Source organism: Sphingobacterium sp. GQ94, assembly GCF_059758715.1.
Genome location: NZ_JCAXEC010000010.1, coordinates 97,797 through 110,961 on the forward strand (window position 1 = coordinate 97,797; position 13,165 = coordinate 110,961).

At 33.7% G+C, this 13,165-nt stretch carries 13 protein-coding genes; 8 read left to right on the forward strand and 5 right to left on the reverse strand.

Translation table 11 applies throughout. From position 1 onward, the window contains the following. Positions 1-311 precede the first annotated feature (311 nt). Positions 312-1,172 (forward strand): N-acetylglucosamine kinase, encoded by an 861-nt coding sequence (locus AC6CHH_RS10820; protein WP_498282684.1) that lies wholly within the window; start codon positions 312-314, stop codon positions 1,170-1,172. A 21-nt stretch (positions 1,173-1,193) separates the two neighbouring features. Then, positions 1,194-1,706: a glutathione peroxidase gene (locus tag AC6CHH_RS10825; RefSeq protein WP_498282686.1), complete on the forward strand. Its 513-nt coding sequence runs from the start codon at positions 1,194-1,196 to the stop codon at positions 1,704-1,706. A gap of 72 nt (positions 1,707-1,778) precedes the next feature. On the opposite strand, the gene AC6CHH_RS10830 is transcribed toward AC6CHH_RS10825, so the two are convergent. Continuing rightward, a complete protein-coding gene (locus AC6CHH_RS10830; RefSeq protein ID WP_498282748.1) occupies positions 1,779-2,357 on the reverse strand; it encodes a thymidine kinase in 579 nt (192 codons plus the stop codon). 211 nt (positions 2,358-2,568) lie between these two features. On the opposite strand from AC6CHH_RS10830, the gene AC6CHH_RS10835 reads away from it, so the two are divergent. After that, the gene (locus tag AC6CHH_RS10835; protein WP_498282688.1) at positions 2,569-3,615 is read left to right on the forward strand and encodes a DUF8457 domain-containing protein; all 1,047 of its coding nucleotides are present in this window, start codon (positions 2,569-2,571) and stop codon (positions 3,613-3,615) included. Between the two features lie 108 nt (positions 3,616-3,723). On the opposite strand, the gene AC6CHH_RS10840 is transcribed toward AC6CHH_RS10835, so the two are convergent. Beyond that, a complete protein-coding gene (locus AC6CHH_RS10840; RefSeq protein ID WP_498282690.1) occupies positions 3,724-4,215 on the reverse strand; it encodes a hypothetical protein in 492 nt (163 codons plus the stop codon). Positions 4,216-4,322: 107 nt separating this feature from the next. Between AC6CHH_RS10840 and AC6CHH_RS10845 the strand changes: the two genes are divergently transcribed. After that, complete coding sequence (locus AC6CHH_RS10845; protein ID WP_498282692.1) at positions 4,323-4,637, forward strand: YbaB/EbfC family nucleoid-associated protein; 315 nt, start codon at positions 4,323-4,325, stop codon at positions 4,635-4,637. Between the two features lie 11 nt (positions 4,638-4,648). Continuing rightward, positions 4,649-5,332 carry a metal-dependent hydrolase gene (locus AC6CHH_RS10850; RefSeq protein ID WP_498282694.1) on the forward strand — a complete coding sequence of 228 codons (684 nt, stop codon included), beginning with the start codon at positions 4,649-4,651 and terminating at the stop codon, positions 5,330-5,332. 75 nt (positions 5,333-5,407) lie between these two features. Here AC6CHH_RS10850 and AC6CHH_RS10855 read toward each other — a convergent pair whose 3' ends face one another. Further along, on the reverse strand, positions 5,408-6,271 hold the full coding sequence (locus AC6CHH_RS10855) for an N-acetylglucosamine kinase (RefSeq protein ID WP_498282696.1): 864 nt from the start codon (positions 6,269-6,271) through the stop codon (positions 5,408-5,410). Positions 6,272-6,515: 244 nt separating this feature from the next. Further along, on the reverse strand, positions 6,516-8,231 hold the full coding sequence (locus tag AC6CHH_RS10860) for an MFS transporter (RefSeq protein ID WP_498282698.1): 1,716 nt from the start codon (positions 8,229-8,231) through the stop codon (positions 6,516-6,518). Between the two features lie 325 nt (positions 8,232-8,556). Here AC6CHH_RS10860 and rho point away from each other — a divergent pair, with 325 nt between their 5' ends. Together rho and AC6CHH_RS10870 are read left to right on the forward strand one after the other, a co-directional pair. Then, the gene (gene rho, locus AC6CHH_RS10865) at positions 8,557-10,050 is read left to right on the forward strand and encodes a transcription termination factor Rho (RefSeq protein WP_498282700.1); all 1,494 of its coding nucleotides are present in this window, start codon (positions 8,557-8,559) and stop codon (positions 10,048-10,050) included. Positions 10,051-10,109: 59 nt separating this feature from the next. Then, positions 10,110-10,796 (forward strand): CDP-alcohol phosphatidyltransferase family protein, encoded by a 687-nt coding sequence (locus AC6CHH_RS10870; protein ID WP_498282702.1) that lies wholly within the window; start codon positions 10,110-10,112, stop codon positions 10,794-10,796. Positions 10,797-10,825: 29 nt separating this feature from the next. Here AC6CHH_RS10870 and folK read toward each other — a convergent pair whose 3' ends face one another. Then, positions 10,826-11,314 carry a 2-amino-4-hydroxy-6-hydroxymethyldihydropteridine diphosphokinase gene (folK, locus tag AC6CHH_RS10875; RefSeq protein ID WP_498282704.1) on the reverse strand — a complete coding sequence of 163 codons (489 nt, stop codon included), beginning with the start codon at positions 11,312-11,314 and terminating at the stop codon, positions 10,826-10,828. Between the two features lie 75 nt (positions 11,315-11,389). On the opposite strand from folK, the gene sppA reads away from it, so the two are divergent. After that, complete coding sequence (sppA, locus tag AC6CHH_RS10880) at positions 11,390-13,159, forward strand: signal peptide peptidase SppA (RefSeq protein ID WP_498282706.1); 1,770 nt, start codon at positions 11,390-11,392, stop codon at positions 13,157-13,159. The last annotated feature ends 6 nt before the right edge of the window (positions 13,160-13,165 follow it).

Consider the following 13,165-nt stretch of genomic DNA (forward strand, 5'->3'; position numbering starts at 1 on the left):
GGCGCGTAATAACCCATCCGTTGTTTTTAGATGGGATGGGATGCAAGACACACTAGTCTTATGAAAAAATATATTATTGTATAGGATTGTAGTTCATCTGTTTGAAATGCTGATCAATGCAAATGATGATTACTCTTTGCAAATACTTTACCATTGTTTAACCTGATTTTGTTGAAATCTTGGATTTTCTTATAAGGATTTATGATTTTAGTCTAAAAGTGGACTTTTTCATCATAGATAGACCTATAATTAATGTGTTTTTTGATGTTCAGGTTTTTTGTATATTTGAGAATGATGATATTTAGAGAAATATGATTTTAGTTGCAGATAGTGGTTCATCTAGATCTGAGTGGATGCTGCATCTTCCAGATAGTAAACCATTAAGTTTTAGTACCAAAGGCTTAAATCCATTTTTTGTAAGTGAGAAAGAGATAACGGAGATATTAACTGAAGTTCCTGAGATTATTCCTTATATCAAGGAAATTCATGAAGTTTATTTTTTTGGTGCAGGATGTTCTACACCGGATAGACGAGAAATTGTGTCGAATGCCTTAACACAGATTTTCCCAACTTCGTTTATTTCTGTCGAGAGTGATTTGTTGGGTTCAGCATATGCCACCTGTGGATTACAGAAGGGGCTGATTTCCAATTTGGGGACCGGTTCTGATATTAGTTTTTTTGATGGTGAAAGTCTTTCGGCAAGCCTTCATGGAAATGGATATGTTTTGGGAGATGAAGGTTCAGGAGCGTGGTTTGGTAAACAATTAATTACATCTGTTATATACGAAACGATGCCTCGTGATTTGATGCGTAGATTTCACGAGGTACACCCAATCAACAAAGATATTATTATTGAGAATGTATATCAAAAAGATAGACCTAATGCATACTTGGCTTCTTTTGCTGCTTTTATGGCTGACAACAGGTCTCATCCTTATATTGATAATCTTCTCCGTAATGGCTTTGACGAATTTGTTAGAACAAATGTTATGACGTATTCTCATTTTTGGGAACATGAATGTCATTTTGTTGGTCGAATTGCATATCATTTTGATATTCATCTACGTGAGGTATGTTCTTTGCATGGAGTAAGGGTAGGAAAAATATTAGAAAGTCCAATTCAAGAGCTTTTTCATTTTGTAGTTAATAGGGAATTGAAAGTTGAGTTTTAATTTAAAAATAAAAATAAGAATATGATACTAACGATGATAATGCTATATGCACTGCTGTTTCAACAGCCTACTGTTTATGACTTCTCTTTCAGGACAATTGAAGGAAAAGAAATGTCTTTAGCTGAATTTAAAGATCAACAAATTCTAATAGTAAATACTGCTTCCAAATGTGGTTTTACTAAACAGTATAAAGAATTACAAGCACTGCATGAGCAATACGGAGATAAAATTATAGTTATTGGATTTCCATCTGATAACTTCGGAAATCAGGAATTTGAATCAAATGAAGAGATCGCTGAGTTCTGTGAGAAGAACTTTGGGGTGAATTTTATTCTTGCTGAGAAGGTTGATGTTAAAGGAGAACATATTGATCCATTATTCAAGTATTTAACAAATGCAAAGAATGCAGATTTTACAGGTGAAATTAAATGGAACTTTGAAAAGTTTTTAATTAATAAAAAAGGAGAGCTTGTGCATAGATTCCGTTCTAAAATAAATCCGATGGACAAGCTGTTGACATCCAAGATTATATAGTTTAAGATTGGAAGTATAATTTAAATTATACTTCCAATCCAAATAATTAGCTATTGTTAGGGTGGAAATGAGTTAACCCAGGTGATAGTAACAACGCCTACATCTAGGTTCATAACTTTCTTTTTCCCCCAATAAAACTCTGGAATTATTCCCTTGAATTCTATAGGAATAGTTGGCAGGCGCACCACATTTTACACAAACCGCGTGAACCTTGGTAACGTGTTCGGCTATTGCCATTAGATTAGGGATTGGTCCAAAGGGATTTCCTAGATAATCCATATCTAATCCAGCTACTATTACTCGAACACCTCGATTTGCTAATTCAATACAAACATACGGTAGTTCATCATCAAAAAATTGAGCCTCGTCAATTCCAATTACCTTAGGATCTGTACTTAATAATAGAATCGCGGAGGAGTTTGGAACCGGTGTGGAGGGAATTGAATTGCTATCATGTGATACTACTTCATTTACACCATAACGAATGTCGATTTCAGGTTTGAAAATTTCAACTGGCAGTTTTGCAAATTGTGCTCTTTTCAATCGACGTATTAGTTCTTCGGTCTTTCCAGAAAACATAGATCCGCAAATCACTTCAATACTTCCTACACGACCATTCCTATCATGGAAATTATGTTCTGAAAATAGCATCATTTTTTAATACTTTATACTAAAGTGATCGAATTTAATGTTATATATATAATAAAATTTCTTGCCACTGATTGGGTACGAATATCGAAATTTAATCTTATTTTTGATTAATATAAACCAAATTAAATGGAGAATGGTGTTACTTTCAGGCCATTAATTTTAATTTGTAATTTACGCTCACAGAATTAATTTGAATCTAGATTTATAAAATATGGCTTATTCAGATCAAGATATTTTAACAAAAATTGGAGATCTTTTATTAGAAATTAACGAACAATACGCAACTCTGCATGAAGCTAACCTAACTGAGCGACTTACGGATGTACTCATGTTATCTGCTCAAGCTAAGTATTTAGCGTCGAACTTGGAAGTTTTAGCTTCTAAACAATATGTTTCTACAGGCGCACCTAGCACGTCTTTTGCTTCAGAAACTGAAATTTTCACTCCCGAGACAGAACATGATAGCAATGAGGCCGATGAACAACCTGTAGTTGATGAAATACAGGAGTTGAATTCTGTTAAGGATAATTATAGCCAAGTGCAGGAAGATGAAGAGGACATTCATAGCATTCAAGATGATACAAAACCCACTTTAGAAGACTTATTAGAAACTCAAGAACCGTCAAATATAACAGATAGTCAGAATCAGGATGATACTGTTTCCGAATTTAAAGAATTAAATATCTCCACAAATCCGATTCATACCCCGGAATCTAGCTTTACTTCGGTCAGCACTGAAGAACAGGCTGTTCAAAGACAGGAAGCTTCAACTCAGGACACAGTAGAGCAGCAGGATCAATTGCAATCTGAGCAAGAGGTTGTCAATAATGTTATAGTTGAAGAGCAAAAAGAAGTTGTTATTGAGGATAGACCATCAGAAAAGACGGAAATTAACTTCGAGGAGCCAATTGAATTGAAACCTACCAGACCGTTGACTTTGAATGAATTGATTCAACAACAGAAAAAAGCGGGGTTAACAAATGCTAATCAATTTAATACTTCTCAAAATAAAATATCGGATCCAATTATTGATTTAAAATCAGCTGTAAGTTTAAATGATAAATTACTTTTTATAAAGGACCTTTTTAATGGTTACAGTTTAGCATACAGTGAAGCGATAGAATTGTTAAATAGATTTGATGATTTTGCAGAAGCTGATGCTTTCTTGCAAACAAATTATGCTTTAAAAAATAATTGGACAAGCAAGCCTCAAACTGTAGACAAACTATATGAGGTTTTGAGAAAGAAATATTTATAATTAAATAGTCCGCTAATGCAGTCTATTTAATGAGATACAATTTTTATATAATAAACTAAATTAAGGCTAGATTATTTCAAAAATGAGATAATGATCTAGCCTTAGTTTTTATAGGCTAAATTGAATCCAGTGGATGCCTTCGTGTCCGAAAACGAAATACTTTGATTGAATTATCTCTGCTAATATTTCGGTATCAATCAGGAAGTCAGTTGTTGATGTACCGAAATCTAATTTCTGAATAATGTAAATTTGATTGTTTTTGAAAGCTTTTGATTCGCTAAACTGTGAGGATAAGATCTCAGGAAGATTACTTAAAAACACAGGAGAGGTTTCATGAAAGATTAAGATCTCAATTTCATTAGTATCCTTATCAGAGTCTATTAATTGTGCCCCAGCAATCCCTTTTAATTCCTCTAGATAGGACGAGTCAGTTACTTCGTTTTGTCCATTGATTATTTGAACCACTGGTCTGTTTACTAGGGGGATGAATTTTAATTTATGAAGAATAATATTGATTTCTTCTTCTAAGACTTCATGTAGGTGCGGATTTTTAGTTTGTAATTCGTTTGCTAATTTTGTATAATGTTTTAATTGAATCATCTTCTAAGGAATTATTCTACAAAGGTAATCAAGCAGTTTAAAAGAACCTAAGCGATTCTAAAGATTCGTCGATAATTTGTAATTTAGTAATTTTAATAAATGAAATTATGTTTGATAAATTATTTGAAGCCAAGAAAAAAGCGGAAGAAATTAAAGCTCGGTTGGATCATGTCTCAGTTTCTAGTGAGATAGAGGGCGGGAAAATCCGGGTTGTTTGTACAGCAAACAAAGAGATTAAGGAAATTTATATTGATTCTGAGTTTTTTAAGAATGTAGACAAAAATGAATTAGAGGAGCTTTTGATTGTTGCTATGAACAGAGTTATCGTTCAAGCCGAGAATATAAGTCAAACAGAAATGCAATCAGCATCTCAAGATTTATTAGGTAATTTAGGCGGTCTGGGTAATTTATTTGGTAAATAAATAATATAATCATGAAAGCTACATATTTTGGTCATTCTTGTGTACAAATAGAAGTTGAAGGAATAAAAATATTACTTGACCCTTTTATAAGTGGTAATCCGATCGCTAAAGACGTTAACATTTCGGATATAAAACCCGATTTTATTTTTCTGAGCCACGGGCACCAAGATCATGTCGCTGACATGTGGGCTATCCAAAATCAAAGCGAAGCGACTGTTGCAACTGTTGTTGAAACTGCTGAATGGGTCAGACAACAAGGTGTCCCTGAAGATAAGGTAATCGAATTTAATGTTGGAGGAAGCTTGAATTTACCGTTTGGAAGAGTAAAAATGGTTTATGCATTACATACCAATAGTACTCCTGACGGTCAATATGGAGGATTGCCGGTAGGTTTTGTGTTTTTTTTCAACGGAAAAACTATTTATTTTGCAGGCGATACGGCCCTAACCATGGAAATGAAACTTCTCGAATCCTATGACTTGGATTGGGCTTTCTTACCAATCGGTGGACATTATACGATGGATTCTGGAGACGCAATGATTGCGGCTGATTTAATGAAATGTCAGAACATTGTAGGTATTCACTACAATTCCTTTCCTCCAATACAAATAGATTCAGCACAAACAATAGCAAATTTCAAAAAGGCAAATTTGAATTTAGTATTACCCAAAATAGGGGAGACTATAGTTTTTTAAAAAATTAATTTGGATGCAAATAGATAAAGCCACAATGACTTTCATCGTGGCTTTATCTATTTATGAGAATTAAACTTATTCAGCTACAGTTTTTGATCTTTGAATGTGAAATTGTACAAGATCATCAATTGGCGAACGTAAGATTTTACCGACTTTCATGCCATATTGGGTTGCCTTATCTTCTAAAACATTTCTGAAGTTGTATCCAACAGAACCAATGCAGTTAAAGGTGTAGCTTTGATATTCGGGATATTTACTAACTAGATTTGAGAAAAAAGCTTCAAAAGCATCATCTACTATCTTACGCGTATATTGTATGTTAACGTTGTTATCATATACAAATTTACTAAAGCTTGCACAGAATCTATTAGCCAAAGGTTTTGTATAAACATTATCCATGATTTCATCAGGAGTTAGTTTATACGTATCGAAAAATGCTGTTGATACATCTTTTGGCATTAGCCCTCTAATAAAATCAGTAAGTAATTTTTTTCCAATATAACTGCCACTTCCTTCATCACCTAAAATATATGCAGCTGAATCGATGTTATGTGTAATATTTTTTCCGTCATAGATACAAGAATTAGTTCCTGTACCTAAAATTGCAGCAAAACCTGGATTAGTACCTAAAAGGGCGCGAGCTGCTGCTAAAAGGTCATGTCCAACTTCAACCTTAGCATTAGGGAACACCACTTGAATAGCATCCTCAACTATTTTAGCTTTCTCTTGGTTATGTACACCAGCTCCATAATAATTCACCTCTTCGATTTTTTCGAATGGTACATCCTGAGGTAGTCCTTTTTTAAGGGATGCAACAATGTAATCGCTATCTACAAAATATGGGTTATACCCTTCGGTATTGAAGTAGATTTTTTTATTAGAATCATCTAACAAACACCAGTTTGTTTTTGTAGATCCTCCATCTGCAATTATTATCATTATTTTTAAATTTAGTTTTAAAGTAACTTGTTTTTACGTTTTACAATGGTCTTCTTTTGTCTTCAATTCCCAAAATAAGCTATTTATTAATAAAAATAAGAATTTTTATTGGATTTAATGAAAAAAAACGAAGAAATCACACTTTGCTTATAAAACACAATCCTCTTAACTTATTGGTTAAGAGGATTTTACAATGTTAAATTTTTAATTATAACTTAGTGTATAAATTACAATTAGCTAATGGCTAATGAGCAGATTCTGCCTCTACTTGATCGATATTAATTCCTTGTTTGATTAAGAACTTCCTGACAAGTATTGCGAATAAAATAATATAGATGAAACCTAAAACAGGTATAATATAGGAATTATGAATACCAATTATATCAGAAAGTTTTCCTTGAATAGGAGGAATTATACCGCCTCCTAATATCATCATGACTAAAAAAGCTGAACCTTGTTCTGTATATTTTCCTAATCCAACGATTGAAAGACTAAAGATTGATCCCCACATTATAGAACAAGCTAAACCGCCTGCTAGAAAGGAATATATCGCTACAGTTCCTGTACTGAATAAACCAATCAACATGGCAATTAATCCAAATGTTCCAAAAATTATCAATGTAAGTACTGGTTTTTCTTTGCTAATTAATGTTGCAAATATTTGAAGAATCACACAAATTACAAAGTAATATAATACTTTCATATCAAATCCAGCCAGAGAATTTACTCCAATAATGATCGAAAATGCAACTAATGGTACAATGATGGTTAAGATCTGTTTTTTTGATTTTGTTAAATTAAAAGCAGAAATGGCACCTGCCCATCTCCCAATCATCATGCCTCCCCAATACATAGAAACATAAGGAGTTATTTGTGAGGATTGTAAACTTCCAAATTCTTCTAGCGTTAATAGTTCCCCTAAATTACTTCCTATTGCGACTTCAATTCCTACGTAAACAAATAGTGCTAACATGCCTAGGACAAGTTGAGGATATTTCATTGCTCCCCAGCCTTCAGGTTTTTTCTGAGCACTTTTGTAAGAGAAAAGTAAACCGCCAACAACGACAAATAATGCTATTAATAACCAAATCATACGCTTTAATTCCAAGCTATGCGAAAGTTCGTTTAATTGTGAAATAAGATCAATGCTATTCGAAGCTTCGATTTGAACTTTTAAATGCTCTATTTGGAGGGCAGCCTCTGATTTGTAACTTGTAAAAACTGGAATGAAAGCACATAACAACAGGACTGTCATTATAATTAATGTAGTTCTTGCTTTATTTGCCGGTTCCATTTTTTCCAGGTTATATCCATCTGGAACCTTTTTGGAAAAATAAAATAATCCTGCCGCAAGAATGAATAGCAGGCCTACTCCAACGTAAAGGTATACTACTTTGTTTAATGGAAGATTTGCGATCTCAGAATCCGAAATTGTTTCAAAGGTTCCAAATAACGCGAAACCGACGATTAAAGGGCCAATTGTCGTCCCCAGAGAGTTAATACCTCCGCCCAAGTTAACTCGTGAAGCTCCTGTTTTTGGATCTCCAAGGATAACAGCGAACGGGTTAGCAGCAGTCTGTTGAAGAGAAAAACCTAAGGCAACAATAAACAACCCAATAAGCATTCCTATATAAACGTTTACTTCGACCGCTATTATCATCGCTGCAGCACCTAGTGCGGAGAAAAGAAGCCCATATACGATACTCCTTTTGTATCCCCATTTCCCGACTAAATCCTTTCCTGAGATAGTACCAAAAATAAATAATAGTAATGCACCAACGTAATATGCTGAATAAAAGGCAAAATCAATTAATTGGGACTGGAATTGGTCAAGGTGGAAGTAATTTTTGCAGAAAGGTATGAAAACACTATTACCTGCTGCAATGAATCCCCAGAAAAAAAACACGACGATTAAGGTGTAAAGTGCTGGGTAGTTTGTACTTGTTTGTTTATTATTCATAAAAAATAGATATAGCTTTACAATTTGCAATTACAAATAAAGAATTTTTTTTTGATTTATCCGGATTAAAATAGAGTGCTAAAACAATTTACTACCTTAATTTATTCCTAAATTTTGTTAAATTTAAAAAAAAATGTTACTTTTCTTTTGAATTTACATTTCTTATATTTTTCTTTGTGGCAGTTCTTAATTTGTCTTTCAAAAAGCTAGGAAGAAATCACATTAAAAATTAATAGTTACCTAGCTCAAGCAATTATTATATAATTGAAACTGATTGATACAATTTCAAAAAAGTAAAAATCCTTAAAAATCATAATTAAAATTAATGGATATTAATGAATTGAATACGAAACTCGTGTCTGAATTACGCGAGATTGCGAAAGTTCTGGGTATTGCTGACGCCGAAAAGCTAAGAAAGCAGGAATTGATTGACAAAATTTCTGAAATAGCAAAAGAGGCACAAAAAGATAATGATCAATCGGATCCTGTAAATGATGAGGAGTCTTCGGAAAGGCCACGAAAAAGGGTTCGCACCTTGAAAGTAGCTGAGCCTGTAGCTTTGGGAAGAAAGCGAATTTCTGATGATGATGATTTGCCAAAAGTTGAAACCGCTCCGGTTTCTACTTCTGAAATCGAACAAGTTGCAACTCAAAAAACTGTGCTTACGCCAGAACCAACTCAAAAATCTTCCACATCTTCTGATTTTGATAATGTGATAGTAAATGAAGGTGTATTAGAAATAATGGCCGATGGTTATGGTTTCTTAAGATCTTCTGATTATAATTATTTAACATCTCCTGACGATATCTACGTTTCCCAATCTCAAATCAAATTATTTGGGCTAAAAACTGGAGATAATGTCCGAGGGTCAATTCGTCCACCTAAAGAAGGTGAAAAATATTTTCCATTAGTTCGAGTGGAAGCTATTAATGGACAAGATCCCGCTGAGGTGCGAGACAGAGTGCCATTCGATTACTTGACACCACTTTTCCCTGATGAAAAATTAAATCTTGATCTAGGTGCTGGGAATTATTCCACGCGAATCATGGATTTATTTACTCCAATTGGTAAGGGACAACGCGGGCTGATTGTGGCTCAACCTAAAACAGGTAAAACTAACTTGCTGAAAGAAGTAGCAAATGCAATCGCTAAAAACCATCCAGAGGTTTATCTAATTATATTATTAATTGATGAACGTCCTGAGGAGGTTACCGATATGGCAAGGTCTGTTCGAGCTGAGGTTGTATCATCTACTTTTGATGAACCTGCAGATAGACACGTGAAAATTGCAAATATTGTATTGGAAAAAGCTAAACGAATGGTTGAGTGTGGACATGATGTAGTAATCTTGTTAGATTCAATTACTAGATTAGCAAGAGCTTATAATACAGTAGCTCCTGCTTCTGGGAAAATTCTTTCTGGGGGTGTTGACGCCAATGCATTACACAAACCAAAACGTTTCTTTGGTGCTGCTAGAAATATTGAAAATGGTGGTTCATTAACAATATTAGCAACAGCTCTGACTGAAACCGGTTCCAAGATGGATGAAGTTATCTTTGAGGAATTTAAGGGTACTGGTAATATGGAACTTCAATTAGATCGTAAACTATCTAATAAACGTGTTTTCCCTGCAATTGATTTGACAGCATCAAGCACGAGACGAGACGATTTATTGGTTGATAAGGAAGAATTGCAGCGTTTATGGGTTTTAAGAAATCATCTAGCTGATATGAATTCTCAAGAAGCAATGGAATTTTTGCTCACTCAAATGCGCGGTACTAAATCTAATTTGGAATTTTTAATTAGCATGAATAGTTAAAAAGCCATAAGAATTTGATAATTTTAGCCATCTTCCTATAAGAAGATGGCTTTTGATTTATGAAGAAATACATCCCAAACACTATCACCTCTCTTAACTTATTTAGTGGCTGTATAGGTGTCTTAATGGCTCTTAATGGCGATTATTTAAGTGCATTTTATTGTGTATTGGCCTCAGGTATATTTGATTTTTTCGATGGAATGTCAGCTAGATTACTGCATGTAAAATCGCTTATTGGGAAAGAGTTAGATTCGTTGGCCGATGTTGTTAGTTTCGGGTTCCTCCCTGGTGTCATTATGTTTATGTTGCTAAAAGATTCTACTTCAAATCAATATTTACCATACCTTGGATTTTTAGTGACCGTTTTTTCTGCGTTAAGATTAGCTAAATTCAATATTGATTCAAGACAATCAACAGATTTTATAGGTGTTAATACACCAATGAATACCTTTGTGATTATTTCCCTTCCTTTTATTGTCCAACAATATTCTTATCTTTTGAATCCATGGATATTGTCTCTGATCACAATTTTCTCTAGTGTTCTTTTGGTTTCAGAAATGAAATTATTTTCAATGAAATTAAGCTCTTTAGGCTGGTCCGAAAATAAATTTAAGTATATGTTTCTTATTTTTAGTGGCATCTTACTAGTCTTATTAAATTTTCTCGCCCTTCCAATTGTATTATTATTGTATTTAATTTTTTCTAAATTTCATTTTTCACAAAAAAATATAAACTCACTCGACTAATATTTTTTTGTATAAAACCATTATGGGCTCTAATACTTATCAAGTGGTCTTACCTGCAGATGATCAACGGATTCCTTCAAGAGCTGAGCATTTGATTTATTCAATATGGGATGAATGTAATCGGGAGAAATTTCTACTAATGGGATTAAAGTGAAATTTCTTTTATGGATATACGGATGTGGAATTTTAAGATCTTTTGTGTCAATAATTTCTTTGTTAAAATATAATATATCAATATCGATTACTCGTGATCCCCATTTCTCTTTCCGCTCGCGTCCCAAAATAGTTTCGATTTCTACGATTTTCTCTAAAATCTTATCTGCATTTAGTTCTGATTTAATAGCTAAAACTTGATTTAAAAACACTGGTTGATCTACAATTCCCCAAGCTTCAGATTCGAAAATGCTAGAGGCTATTTCTATTTTTCCTATTTTTTCCTCAATATATTGTATTGCTTTTTGAAGTTGTTGCAAAGGTTCACCTAAATTAGCCCCTGTTAATAGATATACTAAATTCATGTAGTTAATATAGTAATTGTTCATGATAATCAGAATAATAGTTTATTTTTACCTTATATTATAACAATTAGATCCATGAAATCATTCTTTAAGTATGTTCTTGCTACTATTACAGGAGTTGTAATTAGTTCCGTTTTAGTAATAATCTTATTTTCCATTGCAATAGGAATAATGGTTGGCTCAGTCAGTGATAAAACTGAAACAGTTACTCCAATGAATGCCGTTTTAACCATTGATTTGGATCATGTAATTACTGAAAAAACGGAGCCAAATCCATTTAAGGGAATTGACTTTCCAGGCATTTCTTCTACGGAAAGCTTGGGTTTGAATGATATTATATCGAAAATAAGAGCGGCGAAATCTGATGATAAAATCAAAGGAATCTTCCTAAATGTTAAAGGAGTTAATTCTGGTTTTGCTAGTTTAAAGGCAATTCGGGAGGCGCTTATTGATTTTAAAAACAGTGATAAATTTATAATTTCCTATAGCGATGTTATGACTCAAAAGAGTTATTATATTAATTCAACAGCTGATCAAATTTATCTTCATCCTCAAGGTACGATGGATTTCAGAGGCCTTGCTACTGCAGTTATGTTTTATAAGGAAGCCCTAGATAAACTTGGTGTTGAGATGCAAATTATAAAAGTTGGCACTTATAAAAGTGCAGTGGAACCTTTTATTAGGAATGATATGAGTGAGGCTAATAAAGAGCAGGTGAACTCTTATCTAGGAAGTATATACAATACCTTTTTAGGAGATATATCTCAATCTCGGAATATTGATAAGGATAGTTTAAGACATATCGCCGAAAATTATCTTTTGCAAGAACCTGAAAACGCAAAAAAGCTAGGATTTATAGATGAACTCTATTACAAGGATCAAGTGTTAACTATAATCAAAGAGAAATTAGCTATCGAACAGGAAAAGGATATTCCTGTAATATCATTATTGAATTACAATGGAAAAGAAAAGTCTGGGGAATATTCTGGAGAACGCGTAGCAGTTTTATATGCTTATGGTGAGATTGTAGATGGAGAGGGAGAGATCAGTCAGATAGGAGGAGATAAGTTTTCGAAAGAACTCCGAGACCTCCGGACAGATGATCGAGTAAAGGCTATTGTATTGAGAGTTAATTCTCCTGGAGGCTCGGCACTCGCTTCAGAGTCGATTTGGAGAGAAGTCGAACTGACAAAAAAAGTAAAACCAATTGTTGTCTCAATGGGCGATTATGCGGCCTCTGGGGGATACTATATTGCTGCCGCAGCCGATTCCATATTTGCTGACCCAACAACACTAACTGGATCAATTGGCGTCTTCGGTGTTATACCAAGTTTTAAAAATCTGTTTAACAACAAATTAGGTATTCATTTTGATGCAGTTAAAACAGCAAAATTTGCAGATATGGATGTAGATCTTGATCGAGCCTTATCGGAAGAGGAAAAAAACATCATTCAAAGTGGGGTGGACCGCATTTATAAAGTTTTCTTAAAACGAGTTGCTGACGGTAGGGGCTTGGATATTTCCTATGTAGATAGTGTGGGGCAAGGGAGAGTTTGGACAGGTGAACAGGCCGTGAAATTAAAATTGGTTGATCGTGTTGCTAGTTTGGATCAGGCAATTGTTTCTGCGGCAAAGAAAGCGAATTTGGATCAATATAGGGTATCTGAATATCCAAGGGAAGAAGATCCATTCTCCATGTTTTTTTCGACCTCAAAGGAGGAATTAAAAATATGGCTATTAGAAGATCAGATTGGTGATTATTTGAAATATTTGACTGAATTAAAAAAGATTTCGAAACAAAGTGGAGTTCAAGCAAGAATTCCTTACCTAGTTGAAATACATTAAACATAA